The sequence below is a fragment of the Nonomuraea rosea genome (assembly GCF_039539705.1).
Lineage (GTDB): Bacteria > Actinomycetota > Actinomycetes > Streptosporangiales > Streptosporangiaceae > Nonomuraea > Nonomuraea rosea.
Genome location: NZ_BAABDQ010000006.1, coordinates 1 through 18,183 on the forward strand (window position 1 = coordinate 1; position 18,183 = coordinate 18,183).

Below are 18,183 nucleotides of genomic sequence, written 5' to 3' on the forward strand. Positions count from 1 at the left end.
CCGTGGCGGTCGCCCGGCCCGAGTAATAGCCGGGCTCGCACGACGCGCCCGGGCTGGGGGTGCCGAGGCCGAACACGGGGGTCAGGGTGGTGTTCTGCCAAACGTCGGTGCGGCCGCTCACGGTTACTCCGGGGCCGGCGATCAGCCCGTGGTAGAGCAGTTCCACGGTGAGGTCGATGCGTCGCACGGGACCGTCGCACTGGACCGTCGCGCTGTAGTTGACGGTCTTGGCGTCGGTCATGCTCGGTGGGCTGCCCGGCGCGACGTACCAGCAGTTGTGGCCGTCGGGAACGGCGGCGGATGCCGGGGTGGCGTCGATGCGGCGCGCGGGACCGTCGCACTGGACCGTCGCGCTGTCGTTGACGGTTTTGGCGTCGGTCTTGCTCGGTGGGCTGCCTGGCGCGACGTACCAGCAGTTGTGGCTGTCGGGAACGGCGGCGGATGCCGGGGTGGCCAGGCCCAGGGGTGTGATGGAGAGGGCGGCTGTGACCAGGGTCAGGAGGAGGCGTAATCCATTGCGATGCAACAGTTTCACACGCATCGACGGATGGTTTCACGGGACATCGGTGTCGGCAATGGGTGAGCCCGGACCGGGAGGTGGGCCGGGGCGTGCGCTCGAAGACAACCTGCTCACGCACTACTGCGGCGGGGTGTGCGTCCGGGCTGGCCGGGAGCAGTGGCTGCTGACTCTTGTGAGGTTCCCTGGTCGGTACGCCGAAGCCGAACGTGAGGAGCAGCGTTCCGCGAGGAGCACGGCAAGGACGTGTCGATCTTCACGGAAACCGTGCGCGGGGTGAAACAGCCGCTCACGCTCGCTGAGCTGCGCCGCCGACACGAAGCCGGGCTCATCACCCGCCGCAGGAAGGCGAAACAGCCCGCTCTGTTCGCCGCGGTGCCCGGACGCTGATGCTGTACCTCACGCCGCCCAGTACCGACCAGGTCCGCGAGCACGTCCACGCGGGCCGGCTCGGCGCCATCGTAACCCCGGTCCTCCGGGAACCACATCCCGGAGCAGGGGGTGTGGGCCGCCGACTCCGGCATCTTCGGCAACTTGTACATCGGCGACGAGGCCTACATGGACTGATTGGAGGAGCGCGCGCCGTTCGCTGCCCGGTGCCTGTGGGCGACCGCGCCCGACGTTCCCTTCGGCGCGTTCGCCACCGTCACCCGCTCATAGCCGTACCTCGACCGCATCCGGCTATTGGGATACCCGGTCGCGATGGGCAGCGTGATCACGTTCTGGGAGGAGATCCCGGACCCGCAGCAGGGTCGGCCCGGCGACATTGGCGCGCTGCTGCGGCGCCTGCATGCGCTTCCTGCCCCGCCGAAGGAGCTGCTGCACACGTTCGACCCGTTCTACCGCCAGCACTCCCACATCCGCGACGCCGCCGGCCTGCACGAGGACGACCCCGCTTTCTCCTGGGCCTCCTGCAGGAGCTGCGGACCGCCTACGCCGACCTGTCGTTCGCCCATGCGCCGCGCGCCATCCACGGCGACCCGCATCGTAAGAACCTCGTGCGCGGCGCCGACGGCCGCACCACGGAGTGATACCCCCGTGGACGCTCGCAGCTACGGCCTGAAGGAGGCTTCTAGGCCGGAGCGTGCCCCTGCGATGCTTGGATGGATGTCCCAGGGTTGGTGGGCGTGACAGGGGCGCTGCAGGAGGTCAACGACATCGTGGCGGTAGATGCCGGTGGACCGAAGAGATCACGGGCGAGTGGCAGGCGTGCAACCACTGCGATGCTCACTCCCAACCGAGAATGAGCTGGGTATGACGCTTCCGGAAGATCCGCCCGACCGCTGGCGATGCTACCGCGGCACGAGCGGGGTAGAGGGCGAAGGTTGGGCCGGGGTGGGCGCGCCAGCGGTGATCCCAGGTGGTCACGTGGTCGTGCAGCCTCTGAGCGAGCTGGTCGCGCTCGCGGCCGTGGCCGTAGACGCCGAACTCCCAGCGGCGCCCTTCGTCGCCTTGCGAGAGTTCACGGAAGGTGAGGTAGGCGAAGCTGCCGGCGGTGATGAGGACCGGGCAGTACCAGCGGAGGGCGGGCTCGATGAGGCGACCTTCCTCGCGGGTCTCGTCTCGCCAGATCATGCCGAAGGCGTCGTCGGCTGTGGCACCCCAGAGGTTCAGCGAGTCGACCGGCTCCGCCCAGTCGAAGGTGACGCCGGTCCACAGCTCGCTCCGCTCGCCCCGCAGCGCGCTCTCAAGTTCCGCGACGTCAAGCGGGGGTCCGCTTTCCAGCGTGAGCTTCACCGCTCCGCCCGCCAAAGCTGCTACCTGATCCGGCAGCGCGCCTTGCCCTTGGCAGGCGACGAACCCACAGACGACTGGGTCCAGTCCGGCGAAGTGGTCACCGTCACGGATGAAGGTGAGCGACCGGCTGACTGTGGAGAACCTCAGAGGCACCACCATGCGGCCGGTTGGGGCGAGCAGATGCCCCCATGGGATGTCATAGACGCCTACGGTGACGATGATGGCATCGAAGCCGCCCTCGGGTGTGTGCTGTTCGACGGTGTGCTCGGCGTCGCCGAGGACGACCTTCACCCGCGGATATCGGGCTTCGGTCAGGAAGCGGGTCGCCCGCTCGGTGACCCACGGGTCGATGTCAAAGGAGACAACCAGACCTTCGGGGCCCACGATCTCAGCGATCAGGGCTGCGTTGTAGCCTCCGCTTCCGATTTCTGCGACTTTCGCCCCGCGGAAGAGCTGGGCGGCTTGCAGCATTTCGGCTTGGAGCCATGGGGCGCTGATCGAGCTGGTCGACACGCCTGCGGTGTCGCGCTTGGTGGTGACGGTGTTCTGGGCCGAGTAAGCAGCGGCCAGGGATGTCTCGGGCGCGAACCGGTGGCGCGGGACTTTCGCGAAGGCTGCTTCCACCTGCGGGGATTGGATGGAGCCTCGCTCGATCAGTTTGTCGACCATGGCGGCTCGCAGGTGATCCGGAGATTGTAGGGAGACGGCGTCGGTGGTCATCGGGCCACGCTACTTTCGCTCATCGATAGAGTCAGGCAACCGGCGAGTATGGCAGGCGGTCATGGCTGTTTGCGGGGCTGTACTTGAGGCGGCTCGTGCAGCTCACGCATGTGCTGGTCGTATTCGGCGTGCGGACCAAAGGCCCATCTGGGCGCGGCGCTGATCCAGATGGCCGGGGTCGTCGATGGGGCGCGGCTGGAGGTGTCCTTCGGGTGCGTGGTACTGCGTGCCGTACAGCTGCGGGCGCCCATCGGCGACGCAGACCCGGTCGGTCAGATACGCGACGTGCGATGGCTCGGCCTGCCCTGCGGCGGCGGCCTTCTGCAGGAGGTCCAGGCAGCGGCGTTGGAAGGCGACGTCGTGGTCGGCGTGCTGCGCGAGGAGCCAGGCAGCCTGGCTGGCGTTGTCGCCGACGAGGTCGCAGCCGGGCCAGCCGTGTTCGGCGATGACCTCCTGAAGGAAGCGGGTGTTGTCGTGGTCGACCTGCTTCCATTCTTGCCGGGCCTGCTCGGTCATCGGCTGACCGAGCGGCGTGGCCGTACGGACGGCTTGATCACGTTCCATGCGCTGCAGCAGCTCGTCGCGGAGCGTTGTGTTCATGCGGGAACTCCTCCGGGATAAGGCAGGCCGGCTGTCAGACGGCCAGAGGCATGCACTGCGATCTCTGCGTTCCCAGCAATACCGGTACACTCGACCAGTTTCAGGATTGCTCTCGACCGCCGTGTGGGAAGTGTTGAGTGGCGGCCGTGGGACCGCGGTCAGCGTTCGCTGTCTCATGGCTGCGCCGCCCGGTTGGGCCCGTACCGGGCGGCTGCCGTGGTGAGAGTGCGGGTTCGCAACCACGGCCGGGGTGGTCTTCCTAGGCTCGCGGATTCCCGTTGAGAGTCTGTGCGGATGCGTCCAGGCCCGCCTCTATCACTTTCTCGCTTGTTCTCACGGCCGAAAAGAGGTCGGACATCAGTGGCTCCGGCACCGATCCGGTCCCAAGCCCGGTGCCTTGCACGGCTGCGGTGAGTTCGTGCTGCTCGGCAAGGTTGAGCAGCGTGCTGGCGCGTTTGTGGGCCAGGACTTCTCGCGCGGCGTACCCGTCTGGCGTTGCGAGGATGTCGGTGATCAGGCAGGTGAATATGCGGGCAGCAGGGAGCTGGTTGGTATCGGCGGCGAGGTCGAGGACGGTGAGGCCGAGGCGGGTGCGGAAGACCAGCAGCTCCGGTGTCCGGTCGAGCTCGCGATACCGGCGTTGGACCCCGGCGAGAGTGTCGCCGGGTGAGTGTCCGGCCGCACAGCGGCATAGCGCGTCCAGGCAACCGGCCACCGCGTGTTCCCATGGCTGCTCGGGCGCGCTGGTGGTGACGAGCTTCAGAGCGGTGTCGGTGTCTCCGGCGATGCAGTGCGCGACGATGGTGGCCTGTCGGCCGTCCAGGAGTCGTTGCCCGACGCCGCGGTACTGCTGGGCGTGGGCGACCGCCTGGTCCCATTGGCCTGCGCTGATGAGGGCCCGGATGCCCTCGTTCAGGAAGACGCCCCACAGCCATTTACGGACCGTGTGGAGATCATCCTCGGTGTGGGTGAGGCCATCGAGCGGGACGCGATGGCCATCGATGTCGGCGGTGCCGCTGGAGCTGAGGGCGTGGAAGAGGGTGTGCAGCAGCAGGTAGCCGCGGGCGCCATCGTGGTCGCGGATGGCCAGCCGGGCGAGGTTGACGAGCGGCTCCAGAGCCGAGCGTGTCCGGGAGGCGTCCAGCGGCCAGGCGTGCAGGTAGGCGGCGAAGTGCCGCCAGCACAGCGAGTGGGCCAGAGCGGTGGCGCCGCAGTCGCTGGCGATCAGGGCCGCCTTGTTCAGCGTCTCGGCGGCCAGCGTGAGGTGGCCTTCCTGCGTGTCGTGGGCGGCGGCGTCGGCGAGGTCGCGTAGCTCGGCGATCCGTGCTCTGAGCGGCAGGCACGTCGGCCGGGGCCGGGCGATCAGGGGAAAGCGCTGCGCAGCCTGCTGCAGCGGGGCGTTCATGACGTCTTGCTCCTTGTCTCCTCGATCTGGGCGCCGGTGGGGTCGCACCCGAACACGATCTGTTTGGCAGTGTGGGCGAGGACGGCCTGGGCGGCGTAGGGCAGGCCGAGCCGGTTCCACGCGAAGACGATGTGGTGGGCGAGGACGGCGCGCAGGCCGCGGTGCAGTAGCCCCTTGGTCGCCAGCGCGGCCAGTTCGTAACCGGTGGCATCGAAAGCGGCCGACCAGTTGGCAGCGAACCCCAGAGGTGCGCCGTCACGCAGGAGGGGGCCGGCGTCCACGCTCATCAGCTGCCGCACGCCAGCCTCCAGCGTGTGGCGGCGCTCGGGCGGGATCGGGTGCGGGAGGTCGCGGTGGTCGGCTACCCGCCCCCACACGTCGCCCTGCTCGTACCAGTCGAGCCCGGCTGAGCGCAGCAGGGCGGTGCAGAGCAGGATCGACAGTTCGCGGCGGTGCTCGACGCCGGGCGAGGAGGCGAGGCGGGCGAGCAGGTACCGGCTGTCGAGGTGGAAAAGCTCGTGGGCGCATCGCATGGCCTCGCCGCCGCCGAAAGCGTGCGTTTCCGGCTCGTAGAGGACTTCGGTCGCAGTACCGACGAGGCCCTGCCGGATGAGGTCGTCCATGTGGTGCCGAAGGTAGCCATGGGCTCGGCCGCTGCTGGGTACGTAGCGGACCCGCCAGCATGGCATCTTGCGCGTGAAGAACCAGGAGGTGACGATCTGCTCGTCTTCGGCCTGGGCCATTATCGGAGCGAGGTGGGTCACGGCTGTGTGCTCGGCCGTGGCCCAGTCGGGGAAGGCGATGTTGACTTGCCACCACGGGCGGGGATCCATTCGGGGTTGCCTCCAGGTCAGGCCATGAGCAGGACGGTGTCCCAGCACGACGTCACAGCGCCGGTGCCGAGGGCGTGCAGGGCGAGCGCGGCCCCCGCGACACCGTCGAGGAGCCCGGTCTGCGGCGCGGTGGGGGAGATCTGCGCGGCGAGCCGGGCGGCAAGGTTGGGAAGTTCGTCGCCGATGCGCGCGGTGCGTGCGTCGGCGGCCATCCGCCAGGCGCAGTGGAGCAGCCCGGCTAAACCGTGGCACAGTCCGCTCTCCGGGAGCCGATCGAGCTGCACGGGGTCGCGCAGGGTGGCCTGCATCGCCTCTTCGGCGGTCTGCTGCCGGGTCTCGTCGGCGAGGGCCAGGCCGGCCAGTTGCTGGGCGCGGGCCGTGCCGCTGATCCCATAGCACCACGACGGGCGGGGGCATTGCGACGGGTGGATGCGCTGTTCGCGCGCCTGCTCGATGGTGATCGCTCCGGGCCACCACGCGCCGGCGTCGTCCTGTTGCCGCCAGAGGTCAGTCCAGGCGCAGATCCGTTCGATCGCCTCTTTCGCGCCGGCTACGTTCACGTTGCGCAGCGCCGCCAGGGACAGCAGGGCCAGAGCCGAGCTGATGCCGTGGGACATGCCAAGGTTGCCGTGCCCATGTGGGTAGTTCGAGCTGGGCTCCCCGTTCGGTGCGACGCTCGTCCACCACGGCGGCAGCTCGCTGCCAGCGGGCAGCGGCTCAGTGAGACGTACCAGGTAGGACAGCACGTCGCCGGTGATCGAGTGGTCCGGGTGGCGGCGCAGGTGGTAGGTGCCCAGGCCGGTCAGCCCGCGAATCAGGTCGAACTCCTTCATCTCGGGCTGTTCACCGCGGTTGATGCGGGCATGCGCTGCCGCCAGGCGGGCGCGGGTGATCGACGTGACCGCCTCGTCCAGGCGCTGCAGGATGCTCCGGTAACGGCGTGAGGTGCCTGCGGCCGCGTGCGTGGTGAAGGCGAGCGCAGGAGCTCCGAAGAACAGGTTCGCGTTCGCCGCCTTCGTCAACGCGCCGGAGATGGCCACGTTCAGCCAGGCGTGCGCCGTGATGGGATCGCCGCGTCCAGAGCGGGCACGCTCGATGTGTAGCAGGGCGATACCGGCCGCCCCGGCCCACAGCGATTGGGGCCAGAGCAGGCCGCGGCCCGGCGGTTGGGCTGCCCACGGTTGCGGGGCGGCCAGCGCCGCGGCGACCGCATCCGCGACGGCCAGCGCGTCTGCGTGCGGCTCGGTCATGGCCTGCTCTTCCTGGGGCGGGCGCTCCAGCTCAAGGCGGCGGCGCGCGCCAAGTGCAGGCACGCCCGCTCGCTGGCCAGCGACGTGCCGGCCATACGGACGTGATGCAGGTGCAGCAGATCCGGCAGCACGGCAGCCGGAGGCAGCGTGCCCGTCTTCTCCAGCACGTGACGGTAAGCGGTGAGCGTCTGCCGCCGCCGAGCCCAGCAGGAGACGATTTGCCCACCTGCCAGGTGCGCGGCCAGGGCTTCATGGTCGTCCGGCCTGGCCAAGCGTATGGCCTGGTCATAGATGGCGCGCTCAGGCGGGGAGGCGTCGGCTTGGGTATGGCGGATGAGCCAGCGCATCGCCGTGGCGGTGTCGCCGAGGAAGGCAGAGGCGATGTCGAGCAGGCTGGCGGCGGTCATGGCGTGCAGGTTGGGCCCTCCTTGAGAGGTGATCGCGATCAACTGGGTGACTGCGGTGGCCGAGTCAGCCGCGAAGTACGTCTCGACCGCGTCCATGGCGGCGGGGCCACCGAAGCGCGTGGCTTCGGGGAAATAGGTGTCCCACTGCACGTGCGCCGTCAGCGCGGCCTGGCGCACTTGCTCGCTCCATACGGTGACGTGGGCGGCGGCGTCGGTGAACCGTTCGACGGGGACCGTGAGGCGGATCCGGAGATGGTGGCCGGGGTCGTGATAGCGCAGGAACCACCATTGGGCGTCGCTGCCGAGCTCATCTGCCAGGCGGGGCAGGTGACGGGTGAGGAGGGCGTCATGCCGGTCGGGGTGGCCGTACAGCTTCAGCGAGATCCGCCCATGCTGTCCAGGAAGGTGGCCGTGGTCGCGGGCGGTCACCTCGCTCGCGAGCTGGGGCGGCTCGGCAGCCCTGCCGGTGGCGGCGAGCGGAATCGTGATCTCGTGAGGGAATCCGCCGATCCAGCCGGCCGCGTCCGGGTCTGGAGCGGCACGGAGCACGGCAGTGCCGGCGCGGTCCACCTGGGCGCGCAGCAGGGCGCGGTGCGCGGGCTCGCCGAGATTGAGCCGGAGGTGCTGGTCACCGCCGCCGAGGCAGACCGTCCCAGGCAGCGCCACCATCGTCCGCCAGGCGGCGAACGCACGGTCCCATTCCTGCCAGTGCTCCGAGGGCGCGGGCACGTCAGCTGCGGTGAGCCGCCAACGGGCAGGCGACAGGATCGTCCGCCGGTAGCGCAGCGCCGGAACGAACGGCAGCGCGGCTGCCGCACCCCAGTGGAAACCGGCGCACGGGATCTGCAGCGCGTGCGGCGCTTCGAGAAGGAACCGCACCAGCGGGTGCGTGTGCTGGATCAGGTTGACCGCGTTGAGAATCACCGGTTCGACGGTTTGGCGGCGCGACAGCGACACCAGGTAGATGCCGTGCAGGTCGGCGGTGACGGCGAGATCAGCCAGCGTGAGTAACTGCGTGCCATCGCCAGCGGGGTGGTCGCCGATCGGCAGTATGTGTGCCAGCACCAGGGGGGCGCGGGCGACGTTCTCGGTACTGGTGTACGGCGCTGGAGCCGCGAGCTGCACCGCGAGCGCGTCTCGGGTGCCCGTAGGTAGATTCGCGTACAGGGCGGTCATCCGCTGTCGGTCTTCGTCCTCCAACAAGTCCAGAAACCGGCCGGTAATGGTGCCCGCGCTACGGGATGCCCCGGCGATGACGAGGGTGAAGCGACCCTCGGCCAACGCCTGGGCGGTGGGCGCGTCAATCCGTACGGTCACCTCGGTGGTGGGCTGTACCGGTGCGTCCGGGGCTGCCGCGCCGAGGCAGGTGATCATGTCGTCGTCGAGCAGGATCTCGCGCTGGCGGCGCATCGCGGCGTTGTGCGCCAGCGCCAGCAGATTGCGGTCGCGGTCGGTCAGCGTCTCACGGCCGGAGGCGTGAGTGTCGTCGCCGTACCCGGGCGGGTAGCCGAGCCCGATGTCGGCGTCGACAATGTCCCTCAGCGGGACCAGGGCGCGCGGGCCGTAGCGGTCCAAGAACCGTGCATGCCAGGCCACCCACCCCGCGTTGAGCGCCGGGCAGTGAGCCAGGCGGACGAGCGCGGCTGCCGCCTGGGCGGCCTCTGCCGCCACGGCGACGGGCACTGTCACCTCTGCGTCCAGGCGTAGATCGACCGCGAATGGCGAGCGTGTGGTGCGGTGGATGGCCGCCATCGCGGCCGACGCGCGTGCTCGGTGATCGCCCGCTGTGGCGGCCGGGGCACGGTCGTGCTGGGCGAGTTCGTCGGCGATGGCGTGCAAGCCCTTTACGATGTCGGCGACCTCGCCGATCTCGTCCGCTTTCGCGGCGGCCAGCTCATGCAGGAGGTGGCCGAGCGGATCGGGGGTCGTCATCGGCGGGCGCAGACAGGTGAGCAAGAGGCGCTGGGTCACCAGCTCGGCCACGAGCGCGTTGATGACGGTCTCAGGAGTCCGCGGCGAGACGACTGACAATCGATTTATCAGGTCAGCGACCGGGAGCGGATCACGCGCCAGCCGGAGCGCTTCCCGTACCGGCCCGGTGGCGCGCAGGCTCACCTCCCCTGGCGCACCGCCCGGTACGATGCTGGCGCGGTGTTCGAGCACCAGGCGGTCGTCCCGCTCGAACACGAGGTTGTTGGCCATCACGGTCATGCGCCGCCGGAGCGTCGTCTCGCTTTCCAGTCGCTGAACAACCGCTGAGAGCCACTCTGCCGTGACCCGGGCCACTGGGCGATGCGCGTCCCCGATGCGTACTGCGGGCAGGTTCGTTGCGGTGCTGAGGCGAGCCGGAGCGACCCCGGCGAACAGGCCGAACGGTGTCGCGCGGCCGGAGGCACGCAGGAGGTAGCGCATCACGGACAGCACAGCCCGGCGCACTCCCGGGTCAGACATCGGCCGTCCGGCACAGATCCCGCGCACCCGCCGCGCCAGATCCGGGCTGGCCTGCTCCACTGCCGCCGCGAAGCCTGGCCGTTGCCACGTGTCAGCCAGCCATGCCCGCCATGAGGCGGGTCTCGCCTGCGGCCCGGTCAGGTCCGGCCATGGTCCGGACTGCTGGTCGGGATGCCACGCCGGGGCGCGCAACACCGCAGCGTCGAGGCATCGGTACATGTGCCGCTCCCGAAGTCGGGGGTGGCCCGGCCAGCCGATGAGTCGCGCCGGCCGGGCGCTTGGGGTTAGGCGTCGGACGCCGTCAGGCGTGCGGTGACGCCTACGGGCAACTCGTGCACGCGGTTCCGCACGTCGAGTTGCACTGGTCGTCGGTCATCCGGATGAGTTGCTCGGCTGCCACGCCGGATTCGACGAAGGACACGTCCAGGTCCTTCCACTCCTCCGGACTCCAGCCTTCGACGGCCTGGGCTTCGGGCGCGAGAGGCGCGAGCGTTGCCGTACCTCCGATAGTGCGGGCGGTCATGACAGGTACCTCTTTCGTTGGAACGGGTGGGGCTCTCCAGCGCGGTCCTGGGGCAGATCGGCTGCTCTGCCCCAGGTGCCTGGAGGTCTAGGGATAGCTGATGACGACAGTCCCGTGCCGCTTGGTGATGACCCCGGCAGAGGAGGTCGGCGGGGTGGCGGCCTTAGGGATGTACTGGATGGACGCGGCACCGCGCCGGTGGTACTTGTCCGCCCACTGGCGCAGCAGCTCCACGTACCGGGCGGCCACGTCCTCGGCCGAGGGCCCGTGGGCGTAGACGCCGCTCTCGAATCCGCCGTTCTGCTCGTCGGGGCGTCTGGTCCGGTAGGCGAAGCTGTCGCCGCTGATCAGGACGGGTACGCCCCGCGCGGTGGAAGGCGCCACCAGTTCCTGATCGATGCGGGTCTGGTCGGCGTGCAGCAGCGCCATGTTCGAGTCGCTGGTGAGCAGGAACAGCGTCTGCTCGTCGGGCATGTCGAACACGGCCCCGGACCAGCGTTCGATTCGCGGCAGGTGCAACGCCCTGCGCAGCGCCTCCGCGTCAACGTTGAGGTCCTCGTCGTCGAGGCACACCACCACGCCGTCATCGATCGTGACGGTCCGCTCGGTGTGCGTGCCGGCCCCCTGGACCGGCACGAAGGAGCACAATCCGTAGTTGCGGCTGATCAGCCCCGACGTGTCGCGGTCGAAGACGATCCAGCGGGTCGTCCCTTTGAACCGGAGCGGGACGACGATCCGGCCATCGTCGGCGAGCTGTTCCAGCCACGCGGGCGGGATGTCCCAGAAGCCTGCCGTGCCGATCACCCTGTCGAGAGGTGCGGCCTCCGGCACGCCCTGCTCCGCGTCGCCCTGCACCACGTTCACGTGGTGGTAGCCGGCTTCGTCGAGGAAGTTGCGGGCCCGCTCGACGATGTCCGGGTCGATGTCCACGGTGGTGACGCGCCCGCTGTCGCCGACGAGCTCGGCGATCAGCGCCGCGTTGTAGCCGCCGGAACCGTACTCGCACACGTGCATGCCGGGTTTGATCTCGGCCGCTTCCAGCATGGTGGCTTGGAGGTGGGCGGCGGAGACGACGCTGCGATGCCTGCCGCCGTTGTCGCCCGGTTTGACGACCGGCGCGTTGTCCGGGGCGTAGGCGGTCTCCAGCGGCACGCCCGGCGTGAACAGGTGGCGCGGCACGGTGGCGACGGCCGCCGCCACGGCGTCGGACTGGATCGCCCCTTGCTCGCGGAGCTCCCGGACGAGGGCGGCTCGCAGGATTGCGGCTTCCTCAGCGTCGTTGTTGGTGGTCACGTCGGTCACGAGTAGTCCTTTTTCTTGTTGTGATGGGCAACTGGTCGATGGTGGCTGTGAGCGGGCCGGGCCCACGGGTTAGCCGCGCCGTCCATTCAGGAGGAAGGTGTCGGGATCCGGTCTTTCCCCGCGGCGCAGATGTTCGCCGCGGTGGGCTTCGGCGAGGGCGATGTAGACGTCGAGGGCCTGGCGATAGCGGCCGCGTCCGGTCTCTTCGTAACCTCTGTCACCGGCGGAGCGCAGCACGAAGAACTGGCCGCCCTCGGCGGCCCACTCATACAGGCCGCAGCAGGAGGTGTGGGAGACCCGGAGCACGCTGCCCGGTGTGTACGGCTCCCACACGAACGCAGGCGCCGACTCCTGCTCGTCTTGCTTCGGCTCAACCGTCACGGGTTGGCGGGCTCTGGCTGCCATCGTCTGCTCTTTCCACCGGGGCATGACTGTCTTCTGCGATGGGGTGAGCAGTAAGAACAAGGTGGCAGGCACCGGCGCCAGCGGGCGACGTACCGGCCGTGAGGGCGAGGATCGAGAGTGCGCAACCGGCGTCCATGGCGTGACCTTCCCGGCAGGTGTCCCGGCGTTGTGCGCCCAGAGGGGGTGAGGGAGGCGGCCAGACGGCCGCCCAGATCCGCCTCCCTCGGTCCCGGCCGCGGGTTGGGCAGCGCCTGGTGAAAGGACGCCTTGGGGAAGAGAAGCCGGCCAGGGGTTGGACCTCGCAGCCCACGTCGGACAGGAGCTCCGCGTGGACTGCGAGTTGTAGGCGGCGCGGACCCTGACGGTGCTTGAATTCTGGACATGGGTCCGCGCCGGAGTGCGCGGCCGGCAATGGATGAACCGTCCTCGACCGGCCGCGCCAAGACGTGGCGGCGTAGCAGTCCCGACTGCGCACCGGATCGCCTGCCTGGCCACGTCTCGTCTTGTCACCTGAACACCTCCGTCAGGAAGTCAGGGAGTCGGTGGACGACGACCGTGAGCGGGCGCACCGGAGTGGCCTCGACCGCAGCGAGGAACAGCTCCTGGTCGACGTCGAGGATGCGCTTCCATACTTTGCGGGCGCTCTTGCCCTCGACCGGGGTGGCGATGACGTGGTCGTACAGGGGGTAGGCCGTGAAGACGCGGCGATACGGCTCCCACATCACCAGCCACCGGTAGCGGCACCAGCGCTCCACGTCTTGCGCCAGGCAGCGGGCCTTGTCGTCGCTCAGCTTGCTTGACACCCTGACGCCTGGGGAAGCCGCGTTGGATGCGGCCGGCCTGGCATGAGAAGGCACGCCTGGACCCGCCGTCGGGACTTTGGAGTTGGCGCCGGGAACCGTATCTGAGGGGCTCATCGAAATCTCACGTCCGGGTTGGGTGGTACGGCTGCGCGTCCCTCCGATCACGTGCAGTCGCTATGCGGTAGTGCCATGATGGATTTCTTGTAACCGGTGCTGAAGGCAATCGACGTGGTCATCTGAATTGACCACACGACCACAGGCGACCAATACAGGAGTTCGAATCATGAATACCGGTGCTCCTGAATCAGACCCGGCTCTAACCGCCTGGCTGCGCCTCGGCTCAGAAATGCGACGCATCCGCGAGATGCACCGGCTCAGCTTGCAGGCCGTGCAGGCTCAGACCAGTGACGATCGCTCCAACCTGGCCAAATGGGAGACAGGGAGGCGAAAGATTCCCGAGGATGCGATGCGTCGCCTAGACGATCTCTATGACACGCGGGGCCTACTTGTCACACTCAGAGAAGTGGTCGCCTCAATTGACCACACGTCACGTGTTACCCCCGAAACGGACAGGGGGCATGATAGGGATATGGACTATGTCCGACGCCAAATCCTCGCAAGTCTCGCAGCTCTCGGCACCACGGCCGCGCTGCCTTCACTCGACAACCTGCGCCATTTGATAGGACCGGACCGAGTCCAGGACTGGGAAGAAATTGTGTGGGAACGCGCTCTCGCATTCCACACACATCCGATACCTGACCTGGTGAAAGATCTGGCCCAAGACGTCATAGACATCCAGCAGAACCTCCAGAGACTAGGCCCCGGTACCCCTACCGCGGCCTCCTGGCAGCGCATCAACGCGCAACTCCTGTGCCTCCTGGCGCGCGCGCTTGGCTCCGCCGGCCATCCGCGTGAATCTCGTGGCTGGTGGAACAAGGCCCGCGAGGCGGCTGAGTTCAGTGGTGACGGGCAACTGCTGGCCTACATCCTGTCCAAGCAGGCAGTCCAAGGACTGTATGAGCACCGGCCTGTTCCGGTACTGCTGAACAACGCCGACGAAGCGCTCGCCGCAGCAGAGGGCGTCCCGTGTGCCGGAGCCACCATGGCTCTGGCGGTCCAGGCCCAGGTTCGCGCGATGCAGGGCAACAGGGACGGCTCCCTGGTGGCGTTGCGAGAGCAGGCGCAGGTATTCAAGCTGCTGCCGTCCAGCGTCCGCGACGATCATGACTCTGCGTTCGGATGGCCAGAGGAACGGCTCATGCATACGAGGAGCTTCGCCACCATCTACGGCAGCAACATGCCGAATGATGACGAAGCTCAACGAGCCGCCCTGGCGAGCTATCCAGAGAGCAACGCCCGAGGCCGGGCGCAGTTGCGCCTGCACCGCGCGCTGCATCACGTGAGGAGCGGCGACATCGTAGCCGGGCTCGACCTCGCCCGCGACGCGGTCGCCGAGCTTCCTGAGCACGACCGAACAATCTTCGTTCGGTTCGATGCGGAGGCGGTCCTGACCGCTGTGCCTCAGAGCCTGCAGGGCAAGCAGCAGCAAGCCGCTGCGGTGGAGTACCAGCGGGTGCTCGCGCTTCCGCCAGACAGCGTGTCGGATGTGTGAACATGACGATCTCCTACCGCGTTCAGACCGGTGAGACCGCAGGCATGGCCGTCGTGAGTGAGCCGTATGTTCAGCTCTATGAGGACGTCCACGCTGACCCCTCCTACGAGGGCAACCCCCTCTTCAGCCGGGCCGCATATCTTGAGCGCGCCTCCGCCCAGGCACAGACCCCTGGTTTCGCGACGGTGTCCGCCGAGGACGGATCGGATCTCGTTGGATACACCTACGGATTCACGATGGAAGCCGGGCGCTGGTGGCGTGGTGCGCTTAAGCCGCCTCCTGACGAAATCCTGAAGGAGACCAAGCTCGCGGTGATCGAGTTGATGGTTCGTGACGACTACAGGGGCAGCGGCGTGGGCAGACAACTCCTGGCCAAGCTGCTGAGCAACCGAGATGAGCGATACGCGACGCTGACAGCCCGACCGGTGGCCGCCGCTCACGGGATGTACCTGCGCTGGGGGTGGCGGGTTATCGGCCAGTCGCAACCCGCGTCGGATGCACCAGCCATGGACATCATGTTGATCGATCTGGGAATGTTCTGAAGATCTTGGTGGTCTGGCCAGGCGGAGTTTCGGGATTCAGATTCGGCTCATGATGGGTCGTCGCAGGGTTCCGGCCGGGCCTGAGGCGTGGGTCGTGTGCCGGGAGCGTGTTCGCGTTCCTGGCCGAACATCGGCGGGTGGTGATCCCGTCGCAGGCGTTCGTGGACATGTACGCGCCGGTGAACGGGCGTCCGTCGGTGCCTGTGGTTGCCGGAAACTCCGCCGTTGGGACTGACCTGGGGGTTTGGCGTTTCAGCGTTGGCAGGCATGATCGCGTCCATGGCGCTGCGGCTAGTTTATCTAATCTTTGTTCGACTCTCAGGCTGGGTGGTGCTGCTGAGTCGCTCGCGGAGGTCGAAGGACGCGGAGATTCTGGTCCTGAGACATCAGCTCGCCGTGTTGCGTCCGCGAGACGCTGGCACGCTAGGAACCGGCGCTCAGGAAGGACTCGATGATGCGTATCGGCGTGACCGGCCACATGAACCTGACCCCGGCGACGGCCCACCTCGTCGCCAACGCGCTCTGCGCGCACCTTGCCTCGTCCACCGGCGAACTCGTGGGCGTATCCTGCATCGCTCGCGGGGCGGACAGCGTGTTCGCTGACGCGGTGCTCGCGGCCGGCGGGTCGCTGGAGGTGGTGCTGCCGTCGCGGGACTACCGGCAGGCCAAGGTGAAGCCGGATCATGCCGAACAGTTCGACCGGCTCATGGCGGCGGCGAAGACCGTCCGTCTCATGGACTTCGACCACGCCAACCGGCAGGCGTACGAGGCCGCCAACGAGGCGGTACTGTCATCAGTCGATGAGCTGGTGGCCGTCTGGGATGGACAGCCCGGTACCGGCTCGGGCGGTACGGCCGAGGTCGTGGCGGAGGCCCGGGAACGCGGCCTCCCCGTAACCGTCATCTGGCCCGAGGGCGCCGCGAGAGGGTAAGCGCCATGGGTTTCCCTCGCGACCTGCCAATTGGTTCCCTCGCCCCGTTGGAGCTGCGCTGAACGGTACGGAGGCCCCGTCGTGACAACCTCTCCCACCCTCCCCGCCCTCGCCCACAACCTCGCCGAGCTGGTCGCACAGGTGATCGGGGAGATCCGGCCACGCCTGATCCAGGTCGCGCTCTCAGGACAACGATCAGAGGCCGCCAACCTGCGCCACTCCGACAACTTCCTGTCCGCCCACGACCTGTGGATGCATGAGCGCTATCGAGAGCTGCTGACTCCGATCATTCCCTCGTACGTCTACGCCTCCGAAGAGGCCGACCCGCAAGTCATCGGAGCCGACCCAGAGCCGGACCTGTGCGTCCTGGTCGATCCGCTCGACACCAGCGAGCTGGCCGTCCGCGCCCTCTACGGTTACACGCACGTCATGGTGTATTCCCGCAGCCTCGCCCGGCCCATCGCCGCAGTGGTGGGCGACATCTTCCACCACCTTCAGATCTACCTCGCCGCCCGCGACGAGGACGGCCAGGACCAGGCGTTCGTCTACACACAAGACGGCAAGGCACACGAGCTGAAGCTCCACCGTTTCGCCGAACTGCACGAGGCACTGATCACGAACTACCTCATGAAACCCGCTGAACGACTGCAACCGCTAGGCCGGCAAACCCGCCTGATCGACGCGCTAAGCCAGCCCTCCGCTGACGGCGCCACTCGTGGCCGCATCGGAGTCGACTTCGGATCCATCAGCCTGTGCCACGTCGCGGCCGGCTTCACCGACGCGACAATTGAGTTCGCGAAGGGCTTCGCCGTCTGGGACTTGGCGCCAGGGCACTACATCCTCGATGCCGCGGGCGGCGTGGTCCTCGATCTCGACGGCGACCCCGTCCCCTTGGACTACCAGTTCGGCAGCATGGCCGATATCAATAAGGCCATGGACAGACGACAGAAGTTCGTGGCCGCTTCCAGCCTGGCCCTTGCTCAAGACATCGTCAGCTCTATAGACGCCACCTAGCCTGGTGAGGTGCTCTCCTGCGGTCAGCCGACCTGCGCGAGCCCCGACAGAGAGCAGCTGCGTTGGCCACCAAGTGAATCGCCCCGGGTCCAGCGGAGATCAAACTCGGGGCGATTCAGATCGCTCGCCCGCTACCTCCTCCAGCCAGCGACGTGTCCGAGCGCGACCCGTCAGGAACACCACGTCCTTGCCAGCCGCGAACTCGCGGATCTTCGCCAGCACCCGCGGGCGCATCCGGCGCCGGTAGCCGAGCACATAGCTGATCACCGTCCAGTTGATGCGGTTGTAGACGCCTGACGCATGCTGCCCGGCGCCGTGACGGGCCTGGCGGGAGAACAGGCCACGCAATGCGGTCCAGGTGGAGACGTCCATCATCACCACGGTGTCGCAGGCGCGCAGGCGGATCTCCAGGCTGCCGTTGTAGTTCCCGTCGATGATCCAACGTGCCCCGGCCACCAACTCCCGCTGTGCCGCCGCGAACTCCCGCTGCGGGAGCGGGTTCCAGTCATCGTCGTAGTAAGTGGCGTCCAGATGCGTGACCGGCGCCTCCAGCAGCCGGCCGAGCTCTCGGGCCACGTATGACTTGCCACTGCCACAAACACCGACGATGACGACCCGGTTCATGCCCACGGAACTCCACGGTAGCCGGACCGCCTGCCAGCATGGCCGTGATTCCCCTCATGCGTCGACCGCCCTACGCGGGAGATTGCTGGTACTCAGCCTCGATGTCGGGACGTCCGTTCTCCGCATCGGCGGCACGGCCCTGTTCGACCCCGTGATCCCGCCGCCGCCCGCGCTGAAGCTGCCGGACGACTCTGGGACGGCCCTGGTCATCGTCGCCGGGACGGACGACCCTTTTCGAACTCAGGCGGACCCGGAACCGCAAACCCTCTCTTACTGATGGACACCACAACTCGGCCGACGTCAGCTGAGGCGCCGACCGCCGAGGCTCCCGCCTCCGGTTCGACCAAGAGGCGAACAACACCATGGAGCCTCGACCGGTGCGGCACCGTGATCCGGTACCCGCTGCCGACCGGAACCGGTCGACGGGTCCGGCCAACCGATCCGGGTCGATGCGCTGACCGCTCGCGCAATACGTCATTGCGAAACAACAGCGCGGGCAGAGACAGC

General features: G+C 68.1%; 17 protein-coding genes. 5 read left to right on the plus strand and 12 right to left on the minus strand.

What is annotated here, in order from left to right:
* Positions 1-541: hypothetical protein (locus tag ABEA43_RS16300; RefSeq protein ID WP_345562612.1), on the minus strand; the 541-nt coding region annotated here is incomplete at its 3' end.
* A 222-nt stretch (positions 542-763) separates the two neighbouring features.
* Between ABEA43_RS16300 and ABEA43_RS16305 the strand changes: the two genes are divergently transcribed.
* On the plus strand, positions 764-907 hold the full coding sequence (locus ABEA43_RS16305) for a hypothetical protein (RefSeq protein WP_345562614.1): 144 nt from the start codon (positions 764-766) through the stop codon (positions 905-907).
* An 837-nt stretch (positions 908-1,744) separates the two neighbouring features.
* On the opposite strand, the gene fxlM (ABEA43_RS16310) is transcribed toward ABEA43_RS16305, so the two are convergent.
* From fxlM (ABEA43_RS16310) to ABEA43_RS16355, 10 genes are all read right to left on the minus strand, one after another.
* A complete protein-coding gene (fxlM, locus tag ABEA43_RS16310) occupies positions 1,745-2,974 on the minus strand; it encodes a methyltransferase, FxLD system (RefSeq protein ID WP_345562616.1) in 1,230 nt (409 codons plus the stop codon).
* A 102-nt stretch (positions 2,975-3,076) separates the two neighbouring features.
* Positions 3,077-3,574: a DUF6624 domain-containing protein gene (locus ABEA43_RS16315; protein WP_345562618.1), complete on the minus strand. Its 498-nt coding sequence runs from the start codon at positions 3,572-3,574 to the stop codon at positions 3,077-3,079.
* A gap of 259 nt (positions 3,575-3,833) precedes the next feature.
* Positions 3,834-4,979 carry a hypothetical protein gene (locus ABEA43_RS16320; RefSeq protein WP_345562620.1) on the minus strand — a complete coding sequence of 382 codons (1,146 nt, stop codon included), beginning with the start codon at positions 4,977-4,979 and terminating at the stop codon, positions 3,834-3,836.
* Positions 4,976-5,812 carry a thiopeptide-type bacteriocin biosynthesis protein gene (locus ABEA43_RS16325; RefSeq protein ID WP_345562621.1) on the minus strand — a complete coding sequence of 279 codons (837 nt, stop codon included), beginning with the start codon at positions 5,810-5,812 and terminating at the stop codon, positions 4,976-4,978. The genes ABEA43_RS16320 and ABEA43_RS16325 overlap by 4 nt, the downstream gene beginning before the upstream one ends.
* 17 nt (positions 5,813-5,829) lie before the next feature.
* A complete protein-coding gene (locus ABEA43_RS16330) occupies positions 5,830-7,062 on the minus strand; it encodes a lanthionine synthetase C family protein (RefSeq protein WP_345562623.1) in 1,233 nt (410 codons plus the stop codon).
* Positions 7,059-10,139, minus strand: a complete 3,081-nt coding sequence (locus tag ABEA43_RS16335) for a lantibiotic dehydratase (RefSeq protein ID WP_345562625.1) — start codon at positions 10,137-10,139, stop codon at positions 7,059-7,061. Before ABEA43_RS16335 ends, ABEA43_RS16330 begins: the two co-directional genes overlap by 4 nt.
* A gap of 100 nt (positions 10,140-10,239) precedes the next feature.
* The gene (locus ABEA43_RS16340) at positions 10,240-10,443 is read right to left on the minus strand and encodes an FxLD family lanthipeptide (protein ID WP_345562627.1); all 204 of its coding nucleotides are present in this window, start codon (positions 10,441-10,443) and stop codon (positions 10,240-10,242) included.
* Between the two features lie 87 nt (positions 10,444-10,530).
* Positions 10,531-11,745, minus strand: a complete 1,215-nt coding sequence (fxlM, locus tag ABEA43_RS16345; RefSeq protein WP_345562629.1) for a methyltransferase, FxLD system — start codon at positions 11,743-11,745, stop codon at positions 10,531-10,533.
* Between the two features lie 69 nt (positions 11,746-11,814).
* A complete protein-coding gene (locus tag ABEA43_RS16350; protein ID WP_345562630.1) occupies positions 11,815-12,150 on the minus strand; it encodes a hypothetical protein in 336 nt (111 codons plus the stop codon).
* A 506-nt stretch (positions 12,151-12,656) separates the two neighbouring features.
* Positions 12,657-12,953: a hypothetical protein gene (locus ABEA43_RS16355; protein WP_345562631.1), complete on the minus strand. Its 297-nt coding sequence runs from the start codon at positions 12,951-12,953 to the stop codon at positions 12,657-12,659.
* Between the two features lie 283 nt (positions 12,954-13,236).
* Here ABEA43_RS16355 and ABEA43_RS16360 point away from each other — a divergent pair, with 283 nt between their 5' ends.
* The 4 genes from ABEA43_RS16360 to ABEA43_RS16375 all read left to right on the plus strand — a co-directional run bounded on the left by ABEA43_RS16360 (position 13,237) and on the right by ABEA43_RS16375 (position 17,052).
* Positions 13,237-14,565 (plus strand): helix-turn-helix domain-containing protein, encoded by a 1,329-nt coding sequence (locus ABEA43_RS16360; RefSeq protein ID WP_345562633.1) that lies wholly within the window; start codon positions 13,237-13,239, stop codon positions 14,563-14,565.
* 2 nt (positions 14,566-14,567) lie between these two features.
* Positions 14,568-15,107 carry a GNAT family N-acetyltransferase gene (locus ABEA43_RS16365; protein ID WP_345562635.1) on the plus strand — a complete coding sequence of 180 codons (540 nt, stop codon included), beginning with the start codon at positions 14,568-14,570 and terminating at the stop codon, positions 15,105-15,107.
* 451 nt (positions 15,108-15,558) lie between these two features.
* Entirely contained in the window at positions 15,559-16,038 is a 480-nt protein-coding gene (locus ABEA43_RS16370) for a hypothetical protein (protein ID WP_345562637.1), read from the plus strand.
* Positions 16,039-16,179: 141 nt separating this feature from the next.
* Positions 16,180-17,052 (plus strand): inositol monophosphatase family protein, encoded by an 873-nt coding sequence (locus ABEA43_RS16375; protein WP_345562639.1) that lies wholly within the window; start codon positions 16,180-16,182, stop codon positions 17,050-17,052.
* A 99-nt stretch (positions 17,053-17,151) separates the two neighbouring features.
* Here ABEA43_RS16375 and ABEA43_RS16380 read toward each other — a convergent pair whose 3' ends face one another.
* On the minus strand, positions 17,152-17,676 hold the full coding sequence (locus ABEA43_RS16380; protein ID WP_345563222.1) for a P-loop NTPase family protein: 525 nt from the start codon (positions 17,674-17,676) through the stop codon (positions 17,152-17,154).
* Between the last annotated feature and the right edge of the window lie 507 nt (positions 17,677-18,183).

What these genes read in the sequence shown, in the direction of transcription:
- fxlM (WP_345562616.1), bottom strand. Translation starts at nt 2,974, where the DNA reads ATGACCACCGACGCCGTCTCCCTACAATCTCCGGATCACCTGCGAGCC.
- ABEA43_RS16315 (WP_345562618.1), bottom strand. Translation starts at nt 3,574, where the DNA reads ATGAACACAACGCTCCGCGACGAGCTGCTGCAGCGCATGGAACGTGAT.
- ABEA43_RS16320 (WP_345562620.1), bottom strand. Translation starts at nt 4,979, where the DNA reads ATGAACGCCCCGCTGCAGCAGGCTGCGCAGCGCTTTCCCCTGATCGCC.
- ABEA43_RS16325 (WP_345562621.1), bottom strand. Translation starts at nt 5,812, where the DNA reads ATGGATCCCCGCCCGTGGTGGCAAGTCAACATCGCCTTCCCCGACTGG.
- ABEA43_RS16330 (WP_345562623.1), bottom strand. Translation starts at nt 7,062, where the DNA reads ATGACCGAGCCGCACGCAGACGCGCTGGCCGTCGCGGATGCGGTCGCC.
- ABEA43_RS16335 (WP_345562625.1), bottom strand. Translation starts at nt 10,139, where the DNA reads ATGTACCGATGCCTCGACGCTGCGGTGTTGCGCGCCCCGGCGTGGCAT.
- ABEA43_RS16340 (WP_345562627.1), bottom strand. Translation starts at nt 10,443, where the DNA reads ATGACCGCCCGCACTATCGGAGGTACGGCAACGCTCGCGCCTCTCGCG.
- ABEA43_RS16350 (WP_345562630.1), bottom strand. Translation starts at nt 12,150, where the DNA reads ATGGCAGCCAGAGCCCGCCAACCCGTGACGGTTGAGCCGAAGCAAGAC.
- ABEA43_RS16360 (WP_345562633.1), top strand. Translation starts at nt 13,237, where the DNA reads ATGAATACCGGTGCTCCTGAATCAGACCCGGCTCTAACCGCCTGGCTG.
- ABEA43_RS16365 (WP_345562635.1), top strand. Translation starts at nt 14,568, where the DNA reads ATGACGATCTCCTACCGCGTTCAGACCGGTGAGACCGCAGGCATGGCC.
- ABEA43_RS16370 (WP_345562637.1), top strand. Translation starts at nt 15,559, where the DNA reads ATGATGCGTATCGGCGTGACCGGCCACATGAACCTGACCCCGGCGACG.
- ABEA43_RS16380 (WP_345563222.1), bottom strand. Translation starts at nt 17,676, where the DNA reads ATGAACCGGGTCGTCATCGTCGGTGTTTGTGGCAGTGGCAAGTCATAC.